Below are 19,990 nucleotides of genomic sequence, written 5' to 3' on the forward strand. Positions count from 1 at the left end.
TCGCTGTTTTGATAGGAGGATTTTGATGTTGAGAGAACAAATTATACGTGAGATGCACGTTTTACCGGAAATAAACCCACAAGAAGAAATTCGGAAGAGCATTGACTTTTTAAAGGCCTATTTAAAGCGAAATCCGTTTTTAAAATCGCTTGTCCTTGGAATTTCCGCTGGGCAAGACTCCACCTTAGCTGGCAAACTAGCCCAACTTGCGATTACCGAATTGCGCGCCGAAACAAACGATTCGAGCTATCAATTTATCGCCGTAAGCTTACCGTACGGCAAGCAAATCGATGAAGCTGACCGCACGGATGCGCTCGAATTTATTGCGCCTGACAAAACGATTACGATTAACATTAAAGCTGCCGTCGATGTGAGCGTCATCACTCTAGAGCAAGCTGGCGTAACACTTTCCGATTTCGCGAAAGGAAATGAAAAGGCGCGCGAGCGCATGAAGGCTCAGTATTCCATTGCAGCGATGTATCAAGGGGTGGTCGTTGGGACGGATCATTCTGCGGAAGCTGTTACTGGTTTTTATACGAAATACGGGGACGGCGGGACGGATATCAATCCGCTTTTTCGCCTCAATAAACGACAAGGTAAGGCTCTCCTTAAGGAACTAGGATGTCCTGAACATCTTTATTTAAAAGCACCGACAGCGGACCTTGAAGACGATAAACCCGCTTTGCCGGACGAAGTGGCGCTTGGTGTGACGTACGATGAGATTGATGATTACTTGGAAGGGCGCGCAGTCCCAGAAGATGCTGCACAAAAAATCGAAGCTTGGTACACAAAATCTATGCATAAACGTCATATGGCGATTACAATATTTGATGATTTTTGGAAATAGGAGGGATGCAAAATGAAGATGGGATTTGGACTATTCACGACGTTTGTTGCTCACCCGGGCCAGCAAAAAGCGCTTGCAGAAATTTTACTGGAAAGTGCCGCTGGTCTCGAAAAAGAGGCGTCTTGCCTTTCTTACATCGTTGGCATATCTGAACAAGATGAAAATATTGTTTACGTGAGCGAAATTTGGACGGACGAAGGGCACCACCGCGCTTCGCTTGAAAACCCGGCAACGAAGGCTGCAATCGAACGGGCAATGCCGCTAATTGCAAATGTGGAACGCAATAAGGAACTCGATATTATTGGTGGAAAAGGGCTATAAAATGAAAACGATTATGATTGTTTGCGCGGGCGGCGCGACTTCTGGCTTAATGGCGCAATATGTTGTAAAAAGCGCGAAAGAACAAAACTTAGACGCCGCTTTGCTTTTCCCGGAGGACGTAAAATTGAAAGCTGATTTTTTCCAAAAAAATAAAGATCGTGATGTTGTGTTTTTCATGGGTCCGGTGACGGCGATTACGAGTGCGCATTTTCGCGACTTTAAGGAGCAAGTGGACGCCGTTTTGGTTGCCCCGCAAGTGAGTTACATGTATAAAGAAGTGGAGAAAGTTTTGGGAGAAATCGGGATTCCAAGTGCAAAAATTGATTCGCTTGCGTTTGGTCGCATGGAAGGTGCGAAAATTTTAGAGCAGGCGCTTAGGCTCACTGGTGAAATCTAGGGTTGCAACTTTCCTCGCAAGACGTTAAAATGTAAGAAGAATGAAAGGGCAAGCGATTGTCCTTTTCTTATTTTGTGGTTTGAGCCGACTATCTCGGCTTAATTTTATAGATAAGGTGGTTTTGGAAAAAAAGATGAAAGAATTTCTAGAGCAAGAAAAAATTATCGTTTTGGATTTTGGTAGCCAATACAACCAATTAATTACGCGACGTATCCGCGAATTTGGTGTATATAGTGAGCTTCACCCGCATACGATTACGGTAGAGGAAATGAAGGCACTTAACCCAACTGGTATTATTTTCTCAGGCGGGCCGAACAGTGTGTATGATGAAGGTGCATTCCGCTGTGATGAAGGCTTATTTGAAATGGGCATTCCAATTTTAGGTATTTGTTACGGCATGCAGCTAATGACTTTACATTTTGGCGGTAAAGTAGAGCCTGCAAAAGACCGTGAATACGGAAAAGCAAATGTACATCTAGAAATTCCAAACCATTTATTTGCTGGCATTCCGACTGACCAAACTGTCTGGATGAGCCACGGCGACCTCGTTGTTGAAGCGCCAGCAACTTTTGACGTTATCGGTACAAGCAAGTCTTGTCCGGTTGCAGCGATTGCTGATGAAAACAAAAAGATGTACGGTGTCCAGTTCCACCCGGAAGTGCGCCACTCAGAATACGGCAACGACCTGCTTAAAAACTTTGCTTTAAACATATGCGGTTGTAAGGGTGATTGGTCGATGGAGAACTTCATTGATGTCGAAATTAAAAAGATTCAAGAGCTTGTTGGGGATAAAAAAGTGCTCCTAGCTCTCTCTGGCGGGGTCGATTCTTCCGTCGTCGGCGTTTTGATCCACAAGGCAATTGGTGATAAGCTTACATGTATTTTTGTTGATCATGGCTTACTTCGTAAAGGTGAAGCCGATCAAGTTATGGCAACCCTTCAAGGCGAGTTCAACATGAATATTATTAAGGTTGACGCCAAAAAACGTTTCATGGACAAACTAAAAGGCGTTTCAGATCCTGAACAAAAACGCAAAATCATCGGCAACGAATTCATTTACGTATTCGATGATGAAGCGAGCAAACTAGACGGCGTAGAATTCCTAGCGCAAGGTACGCTTTATACGGACATCATTGAAAGCGGCACAGCGACGGCGCAAACAATTAAATCGCATCACAACGTTGGCGGACTTCCAGAAGACATGCAATTTAAATTGATTGAGCCATTAAATACGCTATTCAAAGACGAAGTGCGCGCACTCGGAACGGAACTCGGTATGCCAGACGCAATTGTGTGGCGCCAACCCTTCCCAGGTCCAGGCCTCGGTATTCGCGTACTCGGTGAGGTGACGGAAGAAAAACTAGAAATCGTCCGCGAATCCGATTTTATCCTAAGAGAAGAAATTAAAAATGCCGGTCTTGAACGCGAAATCTGGCAATACTTCACAGCCCTACCAAACATCCGAAGCGTGGGTGTCATGGGTGACGGCCGCACATACGACCACACTGTCGTCCTCCGCGCCGTAACAAGCATCGACGGCATGACAGCCGACTGGGCGCGCATCCCGTGGGACGTGCTGGAGAAAATTTCTGTGCGAATCGTGAATGAAGTGAAGCATGTGAATCGTGTTGTGTATGACGTGACGAGTAAACCACCAGCGACGGTGGAGTGGGAGTAAAAGGCTAATACAAATTGAACGGGAAACACTGATTTAACTGCATTTCTTGGTACTCAAAACGGAGAAAAAACACTTAAATTTGAATAGTTCCCTGCCAAAAACCCTGCCAAGATTTTTTCTTAGCAGGGTTTGATTTTGCGTATTCTTTTAATTATTAATTCTTGATGGAGAGTTCAGGGGGCTAAACTTCAAAATTGAATTTCAAACTGATATCATCATACCTATCTTTTGACAGTAATTTACCAGACACTACTACCTTGTTATAATCTTTCTCATGTTTTAAATGCTTAAGGTTATCTGAAACAATCGAAAAAAATGATTGAATGTTATCATCAAAAAAATAATTTTCAACAGCACCAAACATCTCAATAGCATTATCTCCTGCTATTTCATTTTTTATAAATGAATCTATACAAAATGGTATTTTATAAGAACCATATTTCTTTACTAGATTGAAATACACTAAATAATAAGCCAGATACTTCTTATTTTTGTTCATCCCACTACCTTCAATTTTTTTAAATTCAAGAAATTTTAATTCATTCAGATTGACACCAGTCAAAATACTTTTTACATGAGAGATTTGAATATCATAATCTTTTTCAAGCGACATTCTTAACTCTCTTTTTTCGCTCTTTAACTCTTTAATTTTTTTGATTAGTACCTTAATTGTTTCTTCCAATCTATGTTTCATTAAAATCTGTTTTTCAATTAGATTTTCCATTTCATTAATAGCTTCTTTTTTAGCAGTAACCTTTACGTAATCATCGATTGTTAATAACTCTTTTGATTTTTGGATTTTTGAATTGATTTCATCCACTTTACGCTCAACTATAATTTGTTTCAATTTAAAATCTTTAATTTCACCAGTTAACTTTTGAATTTCTTTTTGAACTTCATCTTTCAAAAGTGAAATTTCAAATTCGTTGTTTGACAAATCAAGACGAGTTAATGATTGCTCTACAGTTAATTGAGAATGACAAAATTTACACTCTGTTTTGATAGAATTATATCTTTTTCTATTCATCTTTAAAAGTTGCTCTAACTCAGAAAATTCTTGCTTTTGCATATCTAATATTTCTTGCTTATTTAGCAATTTTACTTTATAATCGGTTGCTTCTTCATTAAAATCATTTACCAAGCGAAGGTAACGATCAATTTCTTTTTTTAGCGCTTCTTTATCAATCCTTGTTACTCCATCTATATTTTCATTTTCTTCTTTGTATTCTTCAACAATCTTAAAAAAATTATTAATTATAGACTCCGCTGTATTCTTTTCTTTTCTAGAATTAGTCAGAGTGTTTTGCAATTCATCAATTTCGATATCAGAAAGAGAAAGTACACTTTCAAAAATATTTTTAGGAATCCCACTATATTGATTTAATGTATCTGATACTCTTTTATACATTCCTCCATCCCAAGAATCATCTTGATCAATATAAAATGGTAAAATAAATGCAGATGAGTATACATTGCTTAATTTTTTTGTATAAACATTGGCTAATTTCATATTAATATTGAGTTTCTTTTGTAACCACTCAGAGTATTCTTTTACACTAATGGAGTCAACTTCATCGCTCACTCTATAAATATCTTTTTGCCTAGTAATAGTATAGTCAGAGTCAGCTATTCTCACTTCCATCTGGAAATACATATCATTAATGTCCCAACCACTAGGGAATTGTCTAACATCAAATCCTAAAGTAAAATACATTGATTTTAAAAGACTTGATTTTCCCTGAGTATTGCTTCTACTGACTATTAGATTAGTTTTACTTTCAAAACAAAAATTTTGAGCTTCTTTATTTTTAAAGTCTACTATTGAAAAGGACTTTATTATCATAAATACTGTTCTCCTATCTCACAAAAGCAATCTATTGCCAAAGCAATGGATAATTCTGTACTGATTTCTGTTTCTATACTTATTAGTAAATCTCTGAGGTAATTAATTGCATCCTCGTCACTCTTATCCATAATCAAATCAAAACTTACTTTTTCCTTTAGTTGCTCTTTTAAAGTTCGATATAGTAACGGTATTCGTAATTTTATTTTTGCTACATTGCTTTTCACAATTGAATTAACTGATAAATTATTCAAAACTTGATCAAACAATTCTTTTTGCTGTACAGTTACAAATACCTTTTTTAAATACTCTCCACTAATTTCTTTTCTTTTCACATCATTCTCATTAGATACTGGTATCTCACTTTTTTGGTCTATTTCTAATGAGAGTTCACCTAACACAACTCTTGCTCTATCATTAGTCACTAGTAAGTTTTTATTAACCATCTCGCCTTTTAACATTGTTAAAGCCAAATTCAAGTCATTTGAAAATGGAGTAATGTATATCTTTTGATTATATAATCTCTTTTTTTGGTGCTCATCCAACTCCAATGATTGCTCTACAATTTGCTGTTGCTCATTAGATAAACAGTATAAAGGAGAAACTAGTGTTCCACCTTGACTAACTAATTCTCTTTTTGTTGTTTCTACTAAATCCCAAAGAAATATTTTTCTTCTATCTTCATCATTTCCAGGTACTAAATTTTTCTCAATAATAGATGGTGTAATCTGTCCTGAGGGTTTCTTAATTCTTTTTGTCAAATTAGGGATAGATAGTTTTTTAGTTCCTTTTACTTGAATAAAAAAATGCATATCTGCAAAACTAATCTCAAAATCTTCACTTGATTCGGGAATTACTTTAAAGTTATTTTTTTCATAATTATTAATCATCACAAGTATTATAGAAGCTTTTTGATAATTAAAACCTTTGATAGCAATAGCTCCTCCATTATCAACATTACTCATTATATCCCCCCATTACAAAGTTAATTATAAGTTTAGAGTAAACTATTCTAACAGTACTCAAAATCAATTATAAACAAGCAATAACTTAAAGTAAATTATAATTTATAAATAAAAATAATTAGTTTAATCTCATCAATCTAAACTATTTATTGCCAAATAACCAAAAATTTCATCATTCCAAAATATCTACTCGTGGGATAGTTTAACTTCAAATTTTTCTATTTTAGTATTTCCTTGTTTTTAGTTCTATCCAAAAGATAATCCACACTGACATCAAAATAATCAGCTATTTTAATTAATGTGCTGGCTGTCCATTCAATCTTTCCAGTTTCATATTGAGAATAAGTATTTTGAGAAACGTTTAATAGTTCAGCCATTTGCTGTTGAGTTACATCATTGTCTTCTCTTATTGAACGAATATTCTTATATTTCATCTTCATCACCTACACTTATTATAGATATCTGTAATAAAGATATTGCTTTTTATCTGTAATGCAGATGAAATTAAGGGAACTAGTATAAAAGGAGAGCTCAAAGATGAAAACAGAAACCAAAATACTCACAAAAAAGAAGCAACCAATTAAAGCGATTACACATCAAGATATTTATAAAATGAAAGATACGTTGGAACAATTACAATCATGGGGAAATGTTTTAGATTTATTAGATAAGTTTTTTAGTTGTAAACAAGTTCCTTTAAATAAAAAGAAAATTATCCTAGAATACAGTGCCAATGCGCAAATTTTCAGTCTCTTCTTTGAAAATTTTTTGAAACACATGAATACCCTTGAAAAACAAATGGACGAATTAAGAACCAAAGAAAAAATACATGTTTAATTTTTCATCACCTATTTTGCTAGATTTAGAGGGGCAAGAATTGTATTTTTACAACGATTAGATCATCTGTTTCTGCAAACGGTGGTCATGTTACACTAAAACGTCCTGAGAACCTGCTTAAGTATTAGCTATTTTGTGAGTTCTTCGGGGCTCCCACAAAACGACATGACCAATAAAAGAAGTCAACAGCGACGTTAGGAGAACATAGTGGCTGTTGACTTCTTTTATAGTGTTATTGCATTTATTTAATCATAATTTTTGTCATATGCATAGTTTCAAAATTTTAGTGTCCTTTTTTCGCTAACTAAAACTAAATTATTGAAAGAACGCACGTTCGCGTGTATAATAATAAATTATAATATATTTAAAGTTGGTGTAAATATGATTGATTTAGAAACATTGTTAATTCCTCAAATTTCCGATAGATGCAAAAAGTTACGTGTAAGTAACGGATTTACTATGGAATACATATCTGATAAAGCAGCCATCAGCCGAATTGAAAAAGGGGATTGTCCTAAAAGTGGAAATTTCATTACAGAAACAGTTTTACAAAATTATGTAAATGTATTTGAAGTATCTCCCCAAGAACTCATCTTTGGAAATGATGTCGAATGGGAAAAAACTCTAGGAGAACTGTTCGACAAACTGTTTTTTACCATTCGACTAAAAGATTTAGCCATACACTCAGAATTATATGCAGATGTAGATAAGATGAATGTTGCTTCTCAAAATGCTGTCTTATCACTAGCCGAAATGTTTGCGGAATATAATTTACAGCGATACAATTTTTTGAAATCTGACGAAAGTTATATGGATTCTGTAAATAAAGAATTAGATAGACAATTCATGTTTCAAGGAAAGTTTATAAATATCGAAAGAGATTTTAGATCGAAACCTATCAATGATGATACTGTCATTGACCGCTGGGATATCACAGAAAAAATGTGGTTAATGTGCAAAGAAAAATGTATCTCTTCGTTTCAAGTAGAAGTTATAGATACAATCTTTGATGATTTTAATTTTTCAACAATTAACGCAAAAGTCAACCAATGGATTAATAAGCAATTCAACAAAGATATAGTTCCCAGCGTTGTAAAAAAGCTAAAAGACAATACAATTTTTAAACTTGGATTATTAGTCAAACAACTCATTCAGGAATTTTTAGAAGAAGATTTATCAGAATCATTTCAAACAACTGTACCCGTCAAAACAACACGATCTGAGCATATAAACTTGACCTTTGATACTTACGAGAAATTCAGTGAAAATCCCTTATCAGAAGAAGAACGTGCTGAAAAAAACGAACTTATTTCGTTAGCGTTTAAAATGATGCAAAACGGAGAACTCCCAGATGATAAGTTATCTGAAAAATTTTCTAAGTATGGTGTAATTTTTGAAGAAGTCCCAGAAGTTACATTCACAAAGGAGGAAGATATTGATAGAGTAATTGCACGCGTCATTTCTTCAAGAAATAATGGAACAACTCGCAATTATAGACCCACTTTCGAGGAAAGCCCAGTATTAAAAACATCTGACTTTAATTCTAAAGAAGAAATGAATGAAGCTTTTCAACAATGGTATGAAGATACACATTTTAACAATCAAATCATTCCCGGCTATTTCACAAACAATAGTCAAGTCATTCATAGATTACAGGAAATATTAAACGAAGATATTCTTCTCGCTATAGAAAATTTTATCCATATTCAAAACAACTTACTATTATTTTTAACAGAAGAAGATTTATTAGCGTTTGCTAAATAATAACAAAAAAGAGCAGAAATGCTCTTTTTTTATGCTTCAAATTTCAGTTGTTCGTTTAGTTGTTGGAATAGACGAAAATTAACAACCAGCTTAACAACTAATTTCGCAAGTAATCCTCTAAGATGAATATATCAAAGCTCAGTGCACAAAACTTTGGTATAACTTTTGAATGACTCGCAATTCATTCAGCCTACAAACAAAGAAGTTGCAAATTCTTTGTTTTCATAAAAATCAGCAAAAATTAGGAGGATTTTATCCATGAGAACATCATTTACACAATCAAATCAATATTCAGAAGCTACAGCTCGAAAATTTATAGTAGCAGATGTACCTACGCAATGTACTACTTCATTTATTGAAACGCAGTATGAATATGTAGACAAACAACGTACTGAAAATATCAAAGGCTACAAGCTTTGGTTCGTCCAAAAAGGTTTAAATTCATTTAGTGTGAAATTTGAAAAGGAAGCAATCTTACCACCTTTTCTATCTTTAGTGGAATTTGATAATTTACAGGGTATTGAGATTCGGAATAACGTCTATTTCAAAGCTGACGGATTCAAGGTAATTAAGTAATGGAGAACATTGCTATTGAAAAGTATTTAAATCAAAGTTTGAACATGGCTCTATCTATGAATGGAGAATCAACTTATACAAGTTCTTTTTTTGTAGAGGTTCAGGAGGACGGATTCTTATTCGTTCCCCGAACCCCTGCGGGTTATCTGATTGATGATGAACTTTATCAAAAGATTTTCATTATCGCCAATGCCAGTCTTTACCCAAGATATACCTTGTTAAAGCAAAATTCAGCTTATTTTATGCCGCTTGATACAGAAGATATTCATACACAAAGAGCTTTATTCTTCCCATGTTTTAAAGGTATCAGTGAACGACTGATTGTCTCCAATTTAGCAGAATATGCTAATAGAGATAAAGATCATCAAATCCCTATCATGAAAAATTTAGGTATTGACTATAAAAAAGTTACAAGCATTGTGATTGCTGGAAATTCTGGGAGTGGAAAATCTTATTTTCTAACGTATCTTCTTGAAATGTTAAACACAATATCCAAGCTAATCATTATTGATCCAAAATTTGACAGTCCTTCAAGATGGGCAAAAATCATGATTTATTGGTCATTCATCCTGAAAAGAATCGCTCAAAAAGTGACTTTGTTAGTCAAGTCAATGACGCAATGAGCTCTGTATTAAATACGATTTATGAAAGACAAGAAGCCTTATATAAAGATTCTACACATGAATTTGAACATTTAACAATAGTGATTGACGAAGTTTTAGCACTCTCTGAAGGAGTAAATAAACAAATCAAAGATTCTTTCATGTCATTGCTCAGCACGATCGCTTTATTAGGGCGTGCAACTAGCTGTCACTTAATTTTAGTCTCACAACGATTTGACTTTAATGCTGTACCAGTAAGTGTACGGGAACAAGCAAATGTATTGGTTCAAATTGGCAATATCAGTAGCAAAACGACACAATTTCTTTTTCCTGATTTAAACCCTGAGGGAATTGTTATACCTATAGGGAAAGGTACAGGACTAATACAGGTGATAGATAGCGAACATCCATATCAAGTGCTACCACTTCTAACTCCAACATTTTATACAGAAAGAGGGATTTTATGATAAAAAAATCATATTTTATTAAAGTCTACAATTTTACGCAAGTTCTAGGAACAATCTTTATTAGTTCAATTGCCTTTTTATTGCTATTTAAAGCCATACAAAGATATGCAGAAAATGATTCCAGTCTCCTTCCAGTTTCTCAACTCATTTCTAGCATATTTGAAAAAATAATAGCTTTGTTTCAATTGATTAGTATAGCCGCACCTATCTTGTTAATAGTTTTGTTATTTCCAGAAATCATTAACCGACTTAGAAACGATTCTTTACTCAATTTAGGAGAATCCTACATTGGTACGTTACGTTTTAGACGTTTTTTGAAACAAACTCAACAACTTCCTAGAGCAAATAATCAGGCAAATGTGAAGTTGCAAATAGAAAACAGTTCAGTTACTCGATTTAATCAAGCAGTTAGAAAATCTGTACTTGATTTAACCCAAGATCAGTTAAAACTATTTATCAAAGTTCCCAAAGAGGCACAGGCACAAAAAATATTGAAAGAGCATGAAGAGCAAATAAAGGAACATGCAGCAAGTTTATATTCAGATTACATTATCTCAACCTTTGAGCGCAAAAAATTCAGTTTATGGCTAATCGGCACAAAACGAAGTTAATTCGTGGTGCTTTTGCTCGGAACGAAAGCAAAGAAGCACCACAAACACCACGATAAATTAATTTTTATGTTTCATAGCCAAATTTCAATCAAAACCTACAATTAATGCGGTGGTAGGGCTTGTTATACCACCGCATATAAAATTGTCAAAAATTCGAAAAATTTGAATTATACCAGACTATATGAGCTTTTTTAACAAAAATTTGAACTTGTCAAAATTCAACTAAAACCTTATAAAGTTTGACCAAGTTAGACATGAAAGGAGCTTGTCAGATGGCTACACTAAGAGCAGTGAATGTGATGTATGAACAACAATTACAACATCTACCAAAATCAATTAAACGAAAAACAATCACCAGTATTTTTAAAACCTTAATAAACCAATTACAGCCTGTGAAAATTGCAGGAATCATACATGACAAAGATACGAACGAAAACGGAGAACCAATTGAAAAACACGTCCATGTTGTCCTACAGTTTAAAAATCCAAGAAGTTTAGAAAAACTAGCAAAGCTTATCAATGAACCACAGGTATCTTCCTTCCAACAATGGCGAGGAAATGTTAACAATGCTTATTCTTACTTGATTCACCGAACAAATGAAGCGCAAGAAAAATATCAATACGCCATAGAGGAAGTCAAAGCGAATTTTGATTATCCTGCTTTAATGAATACTATTTCAAAAAAGGTAACACAAAGAGGGCTGATAAAAGATAATGAAATCATTAGAGATTTCCTCGACCGTTTAGGAACTGGAGAATTATCCAAAGAAGAAGTAATTTCAAATTTAACAGGTTCACAATTTGCTAAAGCAAAAAAGCAAATTAATGATGTTCATCAACAAGTACAGGCAGAAAAGGCGAAAATTTGGCTTACTAATCGAAAAAACAGTGGAGAGCCCATTACAGTAATATGGATTTATGGAAATTCGGAAACTGGTAAAACAGTTTTAGCGAAAAAATATGCTTCGGCCGAACAAAAAAACTATTTTATTACAGGTTCATCAAAAGACAGTTTTCAACATTATGAAGGAGAACACATAGTCATTTTAGATGAATTGAGACCAAAAACTTTTCCTTATGATGATTTATTAAAAATGCTTGATCCTTATGGAGAAAATCCTAAAGCACCTAGTCGATTTTTTGATAAATCTCTTATGGTTGACCTGTTTATCATCACTTCTCCTTACAGTCCAAAACAATTTTATGATGAAATTTTCGGATGCAAAAAAACAATAGACTCCTTCAAGCAGCTTCAACGAAGAATTACATTTGTTCAATTTATGACACTAGATTACTTTGAAATGCAAGAATACAATTTCTCTTTACAAACCTATATACCTGTTCTAGAAACAAAACAGAAAAATAATTTAGTGGCTACCCTGAAACAACATAATGTTCATAATGGAAAAGCAATCTACCAAAAGTTTAATGATCTTTTTGATAATAAAGAAAGGAGTAATTTGAAAAATGAATAAGCTTACTATAAATACAGTTTCAAAAAATGATTTAATCGAATTATGCTATAGACCACATACCGCTTCTACAATTATTCGACAAGCAAAGCAAATTATGGTACAAAGAGGATATCCGTTTTATCAAAACAAGCGATTAAGTTATGTACCAAGAAATGTGGTAGAAGAAATTATTGGTGTTTCTCTTAGAGGAGAGAAACTAAATGCCTAAAACAAAGTATACATGATAAGTGGGACATGCGTGATTTAGCAGGAAAATCAAAACATGAGTTTCTCCTTGCTTTGCAAGAGCAATTTGGATTTGATGAAGAAACAGCTAAACAAATTTATACATTAAAAGAAGGATTAGATAAAAAGTTCCCTCATTTCTCTCAACAACGAAAAGATTATTTTTTGTTTCGAATTTTAGGTTCAATCTCGTACGAGGGATTCACTTGGGACCAAACAGCGGGGAACCTCGACTTTTATTTCTCTACATATAAGGTGAAAGATGATGGAAACATTGAGGTCACAACGAAAAGTATCGAAGAAATTATGAAAGAACTAGGTCTAAAGGATGAGGAGATTAAAAGCTTACGTGTTGAACTCATAATACAAAATTATTTTTCTGGGAAGGTAGACACAAAACTAGAAAAAGATAGTTATATATATCAAACAGAAAAAACACACTTTGAAAAGTATTTTGGGTCTTTATCTGATGAAAAATTTGAAGAGTTATGGAATTCTTATAAGAAGTATTCGGGCAAAGCCGACTATACACATCAAATGATAACGATGGCTAGCAATCTAAATGATAATTATTTTAGATTAGCGAATGGTGTAGGGCTAATTCATGGAAAAGGATTTAATCATGAGTTTGTTAATGAATTATCAGGATGGAGAGGGGATGCGACATCGCAAGCGGCAGGAATGAAAGCAATCTTAGGGAATGATGATTATAAAGCCGATTTGGATGCAGTGAATATACTTCATTTGATGGATAACAAAAAGATAAGTTATGAAACAGCTTCTAATCAATATTATAGTGATATTAAGAATGGGAAATATACAAGGGCGGGGGCTTTTAAAGACAACGTAGATTTTGAATATGTCAAATCTGAAATACTAAAATCGGAAACGCCTGTTTTTGAATATACAATTAATGGTGAAACATACCAGACAAAATTTGAAGAACGATATGATGTTCCTTACAAGAACACGGAACGGGTGCTGACAGAATCTGAGAGGCTCAATAGCTTAAAGGAAAAATCTCCAGCATCATATAATTTTATAAAAAGTTTAGAAAACGATCTAAATGAACTAAAAATTTATGCAGAAGAAGGAAAATGAACTTATGGAAAAGAGAACAAAAATCATAGCAATTGTCGTGCTATTATTAATGATAGTTGTGGCGTTTGTTTCGACCAAAAACATTACACAAAGTACCAAGGCAGAGAATATATTTGATGAGATTTTTTATGATGAAAGAGAGGCATTAGATATGCCTGGCAATGGTGGTGCTGCTTTAGCAAGAGTGGAAGGTATGGAGCAATGGAATCGTGCTGGTGCTGATAATATAGGAGAGCAAATATTTTATGAAAAGTATGAGAAAAGTTCGCTTCCAATGAGAGTAAAAGATATGTACTACATTTTTTCATTTATAAATGAGGATATGGTAGAGAGCAAGCAACATATTACGAAAAAGGATAAGGTGACAATCGTAATTATGTATCAATTTGGAGATAACTTATTTACAGAGATTAGCTATATTTATGATGTCAAAGCAAAAATATTAACAAAAGGAATAACTATACTAGATGACGAACAAGTCATTACAAAAGATAAAGAAGATATAGAGAAATATTTCGTAGAGAAGGGCACAAGTTTAGAAGAAATAGAAAATTTAGGAGAAGACCTCCTAAGAAGCAGGTTATTAACGGATTGGTGCTCTGTTTATGACAGTCAATTTTCGCAAGATGATTTTGGTGAAGTTGAGATAAAGAAAAAATATTAAAATAGTTAAGAAAAAGTTATGAGGTTCAAAATATTTAATCATTCAATTCAAAAGACCGAAGAACTTATTTTTGATAAAAATATAACGTTTTTTGTTGGCGGAAACGGCATGGGAAAATCGACTTTATTTAGAAGCGATGGCGGTTAACTACGGATTGAATCCAGAAAGCTGTACAAAAAATTTTACTTTCTATACGAAAGAAACGCATAGCCAATTAAGTGATGCAATTCGGGTTGTGAAGGGAATAAAACGAGCAGATCAATCTTTCTTTTTAAGAGCAGAAAACTTGTATAATTTAGCTACAACGATAGATTAATTGGATAAAGAAGGTGGTGGGAATCCGATTATTGATTCTTACGGGGCGGGGTATCTCTTCATGAACAATCGCATGGTGAGGCTTTTATGGCAGTCATTTTGAATCGTTTTTCCGAAAATGGCGTGTATTTATTGGATGAACCGGAAGCGGCTTTGTCACCAACTAACTTTGCTTCAGGCGATAAATAATTTAGCGAAGAAAGGGGCGCAATTTATTATCGCCACACATTCGCCTATTATAATGTCTGAGGTGGTCCATAAATGTTAGACTATAATAATGAGCGAATATCTTTGCGACTTGATGGAAAATCGCCTAGACAATACTTGAAGTTCAAAAATAAATAGTATGATTATTTGGAGGAAATAAAATGCTGAAAAATCACTTTGACAAAAGGAAATTTAGAATTTGGAAATATAGTGTATCATTAAATACATTATTGCTCAGAAGTGTCGAAGATTTAAATACTACTATAGATATATTATTTTATGGAGTTAAATCCATGAATATTGAAAGTACTATGACAATAACTGGAATTAACGAAAAAATACATAGTGAATTTTCCGAATTCATAATCAATACACCGAAAGGTATCATGACAATTAAGGCAATTTCATGTAAAGTGGTTGAGTCTGAACTAAGTTATGATGATTTAAATGGATATTTCAATCATATGCTCTGAATTAACATTGAATTCAGTCAAGAAGTCCAACTTTCGCGGTGCACTTCAGTCGTGTCCGGATGCTGCCATTTTTTTATTCAATCATGAGGACACAATTCAAAAAGTAGACTACGAGGAAACAGAACATTTTATTGTATCGAAATACTTTTTTAGCAACTATCCATCTTATCGCGACGAGTTTTTGGAAGATAATTAAAAAAGCAACAATCAAATGGTTTTCCACTTGATTGTTGCTTTTTTTTAACAAAAAAAACCAAAAAAGCGACAAGGCCAGTTCGCTCTTTTGGTAACTAGGTGGGGCAGCAAACAGCAAAAAGCTGTTTACTACATTTATACAATACCATGATAACGTGGAGGAAATATGGAGGCGCATTCTAAATTCTCCATATTTTCTCCATAGAGTTTTGCTAACCTATATGTATAAAGGAGGGGTGAGATTGAAAAAAAGTTTAATTTGGAGCATTGTTATTGGTGTTTTACTGCTGATAAGTATTTTATTAATTGGTTTTTGGCTGATGAATAAAAATATGTCCCCAAATGAACATTGCAATATGGATATGGGAGCGGAGGATAAAGTTGTTACCTTAAAAGAAGAACCAGATGAAGCGCCTCGGCCACTGAAAATACCGGATATACTTGAGCCATCGACGGTTAATGATGAAAGGGTCGTTTATGATATTGAAGCAAAAACTGGCGAATCAGTCATAAAAACAGGTGAAAAAACGAAGACACTTGGTTATAATGGAAATTATTTAGGTCCAGTTATTCGGCTGGAGAAAGGTCAAAAAGTAACCTTTCGAACGAAAAATAGTTTGAACGAGGAAACAAGTTTCCACTGGCACGGGCTTGTTGTACCTGCTGTTTCAGACGGTGGGCCGCACCAAACCATTCCTGAAAATAGTAAAAAAGAGGTCAACTTCACTGTGAAGCAAGATGCAGCGACACTCTGGTTTCATCCTCATCCGGAAGGCAACACGGCAAAACAAGTCTATCAGGGCCTTGCCGGCTTAATTTATATTGATGATGAAAATCAAAAGAGTAAAAACCTTCCTTCAGCTTATGGGAAAAATGACTTTCCAGTGATTATACAAGGCCGCAATTTTACGGAAGACAACCAATTTGATTATGCGAACGATCGAAACAGCGACGGGACACAAGGCGAAAGCTTAGTCATCAATGGGACTATCCGTCCGTATCTTGATGTGAAGTATGATAAAATTAGACTTAGAATGGTGAACGGTTCAAACGCGCGTGAGTATAACTTGGCCCTTTCAAATGGTGCCAAAATCACGCAAATCGCGACTGATGGTGGACTTCTTTTGAAACCAGTGTCGCTAACAAATTTAAAACTATCGCCTGGTGAGCGAGCAGAAATTATTTTAGATTTTACAAAAATACGGAATAAGAAAGTGGCGTTACAAGACGGTCGGGCAACCGTTTTACGTTTCATTGTGGCGGATTCGCTTATTCGAACCGAGAACCCACAACAAGTGCTTAACCAAATTGATTCCCCTATGGAAACTGAAGATGCGAAGGTGGACAAAATTACGCTTTCTGGAATGGGGCATATGGTCGCAATTGATGGGCAGAAATTTGATATGAATCGCATTGACAAGGAAGTGAAGCAAGGTACGGAAGTCATTTGGGAGGTGACAAATGAAGGTGGCATGATGGGGGATATGAATCACCCATTTCACATTCACGGTACGCAATTTCAAATTGTAAGCCGAAATGGAAGGGCTACCATGGGCAATGAACGGGGATTGAAAGATACGGTTGTGATTGCGCCAAATGAATCGGTCAAGCTAAAAATCCGCTTTAATCAAAAAGGTGTGTTTATGTATCATTGTCATAACCTTGAGCATGAGGAAAACGGTATGATGGCTCAAGTCAAGGTGCTGTAGAAAAAGGAGTTGTGTGAAAATGATTGGAGATTTGTGTGACTATATTTTTGGTGGGGGGACGGTTGGAATGCTTCTGATGCTGCTTTTCTGGGTGGTCATGATGGCAGCGATTAGTTTTCTCATGTATGTCATGATGAGTCGCGAGAAGGAAAAAATTGAATTTGCCTCCTCTAGTGAACAGCCTGAACAAGTTTTACTTAACGAATTCATGCGCGGTCACATCAATGAAGAGGAGTATTTGCATAAAAAGAAATATTTATAAATCATCAGCGCGGGGAGTGTTCACATTGAAAATCTTAATTGTAGATGACGAGCCTAAAATTTTAGATGTTGTAGAGGCATACTTAGTTGCCAAAGATTATCTGGTATTTCGGGCAAATTCAGGTGAAACTGCATTCAAGAAATATACGTTAAGTAGCCCAGATTTAATCATTTTAGATTTAATGTTACCTGATAAATCTGGTTTAGAGATTTGCAAAGAAATTCGAGCAAGCGGGGACGATACACCGATTATTATGCTTACAGCCAAATCAAAAGAGCAAGATATTTTAACAGGTTTACAATTGGGCGCAGATGATTACATCGTCAAACCATTTAGCCCAAAAGAGCTTGTTATGCGAGTTGAAACGGTTCTTAGGCGAAGCGGAAGTTTAATGAGCAAAAAGAATAATAAGTTAGCCTTTGATCAAGGAACATTAATTATTTATCCGGGCTCTCGGCAAGTATTTTTACACGAAGAAGAGATTTTTTTGACTAAAAAGGAGTTTGACTTACTCGTTACATTGGCGATGAATCCGACGCAATATTTTCCGCGAGAGGCGCTTGTTGAGGCATTATATGGTTGTGATTCAATAAATTCCGATAGAGCGATTGATTCCCATATTAAGAATTTGCGACAAAAAATAGAAGTTGATTCGAAAAAACCAAGGTTTATTTTAACAATACACGGGAAAGGCTACCGATTTGGGTGTGCAGAATGAAAAAACGAACGATTAAGACGCAACTTATTTTCGGATTTGCAGCGCTTTCGGTCCTCATTATTGGCTCAATTAGTTTTATTACAGCTTATTTAATGAATACGCATTTTGAACGATACATTATGGAAAAACAAAATGAAATGATTAAGCAAACGGAACACAGCGTTTTGCTCGCTTACAATGAGGATGCGAATACATGGGATACGAAGCGGCTTAGGCAAATTAATGAATCTATTGCTACTAAGGGACAATGGTACATTCTATTTGATGTTTCGGGAAATTCAATTTTCTCACCAACAGAAAGTGAGCAAATTGACAGCCAGAAAGAGATGAAAGCGCTGCAAGAAAAGAACCCAACTAAAACGGAAGAAATGACGAAAATTTTTAATCTTGAAGATTCGAATGGTCGAGAAATTGCAACGTTAGACATTCATTATGTTGGTCCATTAAATTATACCAAACATGACCTTGCTTTTATGCGCGATATGAAAATGAATCTACTCATTGTTTCCATTTCTGCCTTTTTCTTTTTGACTTTTATCGTAACATGGATGTCTAGACGACTGAGTTATCCACTTGTTCGCTTGAATGAGAAGACAAAAGAAATTGCAGAAGGAAATCGGCTTGAAACGATGCTGCCAGAAAGTTCAACAATTGAAATCAATGAGCTTGTATTATCGATTAATGAACTGTCACGTCGCTTAGGCAAACAAAACGAATTAAGGAATCGTTTGACAACAGATATAGCGCACGAGCTTCGAACCCCTTTAACGACTGTAAAAGCGCACATTGAAGCGATGATTGACGGGATTTGGCCGGTGACTCCAGAGCGTCTGAAAAGCTGTTATGACGAAGTGGACCGATTAACTCGTCTTATTGGGAGCATTGAGCAAATATCAGCGATTGAAAGCCATATCGAAAATCTAGATATTCGACCTTTTGATTTAAAAAGAATGTTGTTTACTTTGCGTGATAATTTTGAAGCTCAGTATGAGGCGAAAGAGGTTGAGTTAGAAATTATTAGTCCTGAAATCGAATTAGTTGCAGATGAAGACAAAATTCGCCAAGTCATCACGAATCTTTTAGCCAATGCTTTAAAATTCACGCCTGCTCTTGGAAAAGTCATTGTCCAAGCGGCAGATACGGGAGATGAGGTTATTATTAAAGTGATGGATACAGGCGAGGGCATACCAATTGAGGAACAGGAATACATTTTTAATCGATTTTATATGACGAATTTATCACGAAATAACGGCTCTCGTGGCAAAGGTATTGGACTTGCCATTGCCAGATCAATTATTCGAGCACATAAAGGGAATATTCGTGTCGAAAGTGAGCTTGGTAAAGGTAGTATTTTTATTATTCAACTACCTAAATAAGGTTTTTATTGGGCCTATAGATGGTTTAAAGCGTCTATAGGTTTTTTGTGCATTTTAGGTAGACGTCATGTAGTTCTTTGTGATACAATAAAAAATAATACTGAGAATAATTTATTTGAATTGAGACGGGGGCAAACATGAATCGCTATAAAAAAATAATCATCGTATTTTGTGTGCTAGCATTGTTTCTAGTAGTAGCATCCTTACTGAAAATCGAATTTTCATCCGAAGAAAGATCTTTTTTAACCCAGTTATTACGAAATCTTTTTTAAATAAGTGAAGAGTAGGAGTATGATTTTTTAAAAATCATGCTTTTTTTGTCCCAAAAACAAAATTATTTTGTAGTAGTAATGAAAGGAAAT

At 34.9% G+C, this 19,990-nt stretch carries 23 protein-coding genes; 20 read left to right on the forward strand and 3 right to left on the reverse strand.

Translation table 11 applies throughout. The features are described from left to right. The first annotated feature begins 22 nt into the window (after positions 1-22). From nadE to guaA, 4 genes are all read left to right on the forward strand, one after another. The gene (gene nadE / locus CFS60_RS00820; RefSeq protein WP_088808705.1) at positions 23-847 is read left to right on the forward strand and encodes an ammonia-dependent NAD(+) synthetase; all 825 of its coding nucleotides are present in this window, start codon (positions 23-25) and stop codon (positions 845-847) included. Between the two features lie 12 nt (positions 848-859). After that, complete coding sequence (locus CFS60_RS00825) at positions 860-1,168, forward strand: putative quinol monooxygenase (RefSeq protein ID WP_088808706.1); 309 nt, start codon at positions 860-862, stop codon at positions 1,166-1,168. A gap of 1 nt (position 1,169) precedes the next feature. Continuing rightward, positions 1,170-1,565 carry a PTS sugar transporter subunit IIB gene (locus CFS60_RS00830; RefSeq protein ID WP_088809064.1) on the forward strand — a complete coding sequence of 132 codons (396 nt, stop codon included), beginning with the start codon at positions 1,170-1,172 and terminating at the stop codon, positions 1,563-1,565. A gap of 121 nt (positions 1,566-1,686) precedes the next feature. Next, on the forward strand, positions 1,687-3,243 hold the full coding sequence (guaA, locus tag CFS60_RS00835; RefSeq protein WP_088815163.1) for a glutamine-hydrolyzing GMP synthase: 1,557 nt from the start codon (positions 1,687-1,689) through the stop codon (positions 3,241-3,243). A gap of 181 nt (positions 3,244-3,424) precedes the next feature. Here the strand turns inward: guaA and CFS60_RS00840 are convergent, their stop codons facing one another. The 3 genes from CFS60_RS00840 to CFS60_RS00850 all read right to left on the reverse strand — a co-directional run bounded on the left by CFS60_RS00840 (position 3,425) and on the right by CFS60_RS00850 (position 6,485). Further along, on the reverse strand, positions 3,425-5,086 hold the full coding sequence (locus CFS60_RS00840) for a hypothetical protein (RefSeq protein ID WP_088838698.1): 1,662 nt from the start codon (positions 5,084-5,086) through the stop codon (positions 3,425-3,427). Further along, positions 5,083-6,051: a dsDNA nuclease domain-containing protein gene (locus CFS60_RS00845; RefSeq protein WP_088838699.1), complete on the reverse strand. Its 969-nt coding sequence runs from the start codon at positions 6,049-6,051 to the stop codon at positions 5,083-5,085. The genes CFS60_RS00840 and CFS60_RS00845 overlap by 4 nt, the downstream gene beginning before the upstream one ends. A 218-nt stretch (positions 6,052-6,269) precedes the next feature. Beyond that, positions 6,270-6,485, reverse strand: coding sequence for a helix-turn-helix domain-containing protein (locus CFS60_RS00850; RefSeq protein WP_088838700.1), 216 nt, complete (start codon positions 6,483-6,485; stop codon positions 6,270-6,272). A gap of 103 nt (positions 6,486-6,588) precedes the next feature. Here CFS60_RS00850 and CFS60_RS00855 point away from each other — a divergent pair, with 103 nt between their 5' ends. The 16 genes from CFS60_RS00855 (at position 6,589) to CFS60_RS00930 (ending at position 19,628) form a co-directional block, all read left to right on the forward strand. Then, positions 6,589-6,888 (forward strand): hypothetical protein, encoded by a 300-nt coding sequence (locus CFS60_RS00855; RefSeq protein WP_088838701.1) that lies wholly within the window; start codon positions 6,589-6,591, stop codon positions 6,886-6,888. A 381-nt stretch (positions 6,889-7,269) separates the two neighbouring features. Continuing rightward, on the forward strand, positions 7,270-8,652 hold the full coding sequence (locus CFS60_RS00860; RefSeq protein ID WP_088838702.1) for a helix-turn-helix domain-containing protein: 1,383 nt from the start codon (positions 7,270-7,272) through the stop codon (positions 8,650-8,652). Positions 8,653-8,910: 258 nt separating this feature from the next. Further along, on the forward strand, positions 8,911-9,228 hold the full coding sequence (locus tag CFS60_RS00865; protein WP_088838703.1) for a hypothetical protein: 318 nt from the start codon (positions 8,911-8,913) through the stop codon (positions 9,226-9,228). After that, positions 9,228-9,851 carry a hypothetical protein gene (locus CFS60_RS14000; protein WP_255387521.1) on the forward strand — a complete coding sequence of 208 codons (624 nt, stop codon included), beginning with the start codon at positions 9,228-9,230 and terminating at the stop codon, positions 9,849-9,851. The genes CFS60_RS00865 and CFS60_RS14000 overlap by 1 nt, the downstream gene beginning before the upstream one ends. Then, complete coding sequence (locus CFS60_RS14005) at positions 9,848-10,297, forward strand: hypothetical protein (RefSeq protein ID WP_255387523.1); 450 nt, start codon at positions 9,848-9,850, stop codon at positions 10,295-10,297. Before CFS60_RS14000 ends, CFS60_RS14005 begins: the two co-directional genes overlap by 4 nt. Further along, positions 10,294-10,908: a hypothetical protein gene (locus CFS60_RS00875; RefSeq protein ID WP_088838704.1), complete on the forward strand. Its 615-nt coding sequence runs from the start codon at positions 10,294-10,296 to the stop codon at positions 10,906-10,908. The genes CFS60_RS14005 and CFS60_RS00875 overlap by 4 nt, the downstream gene beginning before the upstream one ends. Before the next feature lie 272 nt (positions 10,909-11,180). Continuing rightward, positions 11,181-12,383 (forward strand): Rep family protein, encoded by a 1,203-nt coding sequence (locus CFS60_RS00880; protein ID WP_159458287.1) that lies wholly within the window; start codon positions 11,181-11,183, stop codon positions 12,381-12,383. Then, a complete protein-coding gene (locus CFS60_RS00885) occupies positions 12,376-12,591 on the forward strand; it encodes a DUF3173 domain-containing protein (protein WP_088838706.1) in 216 nt (71 codons plus the stop codon). The genes CFS60_RS00880 and CFS60_RS00885 overlap by 8 nt, the downstream gene beginning before the upstream one ends. 26 nt (positions 12,592-12,617) lie before the next feature. Beyond that, positions 12,618-13,709 carry a hypothetical protein gene (locus CFS60_RS00890; protein ID WP_088838707.1) on the forward strand — a complete coding sequence of 364 codons (1,092 nt, stop codon included), beginning with the start codon at positions 12,618-12,620 and terminating at the stop codon, positions 13,707-13,709. Positions 13,710-13,713: 4 nt separating this feature from the next. Then, positions 13,714-14,373, forward strand: a complete 660-nt coding sequence (locus CFS60_RS00895; RefSeq protein WP_088838708.1) for a TipC family immunity protein — start codon at positions 13,714-13,716, stop codon at positions 14,371-14,373. Positions 14,374-14,467: 94 nt separating this feature from the next. Beyond that, a complete protein-coding gene (locus CFS60_RS00900; protein WP_088808715.1) occupies positions 14,468-14,689 on the forward strand; it encodes a hypothetical protein in 222 nt (73 codons plus the stop codon). Positions 14,690-15,056: 367 nt separating this feature from the next. After that, a complete protein-coding gene (locus tag CFS60_RS00905) occupies positions 15,057-15,368 on the forward strand; it encodes a hypothetical protein (protein WP_088808716.1) in 312 nt (103 codons plus the stop codon). 431 nt (positions 15,369-15,799) lie between these two features. Beyond that, on the forward strand, positions 15,800-17,272 hold the full coding sequence (locus CFS60_RS00915) for a multicopper oxidase family protein (RefSeq protein WP_255387528.1): 1,473 nt from the start codon (positions 15,800-15,802) through the stop codon (positions 17,270-17,272). A gap of 19 nt (positions 17,273-17,291) precedes the next feature. Then, on the forward strand, positions 17,292-17,534 hold the full coding sequence (locus CFS60_RS00920; RefSeq protein ID WP_088808719.1) for a hypothetical protein: 243 nt from the start codon (positions 17,292-17,294) through the stop codon (positions 17,532-17,534). Between the two features lie 16 nt (positions 17,535-17,550). Then, positions 17,551-18,252: a response regulator transcription factor gene (locus CFS60_RS00925; protein ID WP_369821453.1), complete on the forward strand. Its 702-nt coding sequence runs from the start codon at positions 17,551-17,553 to the stop codon at positions 18,250-18,252. Further along, the gene (locus tag CFS60_RS00930; protein WP_088815172.1) at positions 18,249-19,628 is read left to right on the forward strand and encodes a cell wall metabolism sensor histidine kinase WalK; all 1,380 of its coding nucleotides are present in this window, start codon (positions 18,249-18,251) and stop codon (positions 19,626-19,628) included. Before CFS60_RS00925 ends, CFS60_RS00930 begins: the two co-directional genes overlap by 4 nt. Positions 19,629-19,990 lie beyond the last annotated feature (362 nt).

The sequence above is a fragment of the Listeria sp. ILCC792 genome (genome assembly GCF_900186135.1).
GTDB classification, from domain to species: domain Bacteria; phylum Bacillota; class Bacilli; order Lactobacillales; family Listeriaceae; genus Listeria; species Listeria goaensis.

Coding starts and splice junctions, on each gene's coding strand:
- CFS60_RS00825 (WP_088808706.1), top strand. CDS start 860: ATGAAGATGGGATTTGGACTATTCACGACGTTTGTTGCTCACCCGGGC.
- CFS60_RS00830 (WP_088809064.1), top strand. CDS start 1,170: ATGAAAACGATTATGATTGTTTGCGCGGGCGGCGCGACTTCTGGCTTA.
- CFS60_RS00840 (WP_088838698.1), bottom strand. CDS start 5,086: ATGATAATAAAGTCCTTTTCAATAGTAGACTTTAAAAATAAAGAAGCT.
- CFS60_RS00845 (WP_088838699.1), bottom strand. CDS start 6,051: ATGAGTAATGTTGATAATGGAGGAGCTATTGCTATCAAAGGTTTTAAT.
- CFS60_RS00850 (WP_088838700.1), bottom strand. CDS start 6,485: ATGAAATATAAGAATATTCGTTCAATAAGAGAAGACAATGATGTAACT.
- CFS60_RS00855 (WP_088838701.1), top strand. CDS start 6,589: ATGAAAACAGAAACCAAAATACTCACAAAAAAGAAGCAACCAATTAAA.
- CFS60_RS00860 (WP_088838702.1), top strand. CDS start 7,270: ATGATTGATTTAGAAACATTGTTAATTCCTCAAATTTCCGATAGATGC.
- CFS60_RS00865 (WP_088838703.1), top strand. CDS start 8,911: ATGAGAACATCATTTACACAATCAAATCAATATTCAGAAGCTACAGCT.
- CFS60_RS14000 (WP_255387521.1), top strand. CDS start 9,228: ATGGAGAACATTGCTATTGAAAAGTATTTAAATCAAAGTTTGAACATG.
- CFS60_RS14005 (WP_255387523.1), top strand. CDS start 9,848: ATGAGCTCTGTATTAAATACGATTTATGAAAGACAAGAAGCCTTATAT.
- CFS60_RS00875 (WP_088838704.1), top strand. CDS start 10,294: ATGATAAAAAAATCATATTTTATTAAAGTCTACAATTTTACGCAAGTT.
- CFS60_RS00880 (WP_159458287.1), top strand. CDS start 11,181: ATGGCTACACTAAGAGCAGTGAATGTGATGTATGAACAACAATTACAA.
- CFS60_RS00885 (WP_088838706.1), top strand. CDS start 12,376: ATGAATAAGCTTACTATAAATACAGTTTCAAAAAATGATTTAATCGAA.
- CFS60_RS00890 (WP_088838707.1), top strand. CDS start 12,618: ATGCGTGATTTAGCAGGAAAATCAAAACATGAGTTTCTCCTTGCTTTG.
- CFS60_RS00895 (WP_088838708.1), top strand. CDS start 13,714: ATGGAAAAGAGAACAAAAATCATAGCAATTGTCGTGCTATTATTAATG.
- CFS60_RS00905 (WP_088808716.1), top strand. CDS start 15,057: ATGCTGAAAAATCACTTTGACAAAAGGAAATTTAGAATTTGGAAATAT.
- CFS60_RS00920 (WP_088808719.1), top strand. CDS start 17,292: ATGATTGGAGATTTGTGTGACTATATTTTTGGTGGGGGGACGGTTGGA.
- CFS60_RS00930 (WP_088815172.1), top strand. CDS start 18,249: ATGAAAAAACGAACGATTAAGACGCAACTTATTTTCGGATTTGCAGCG.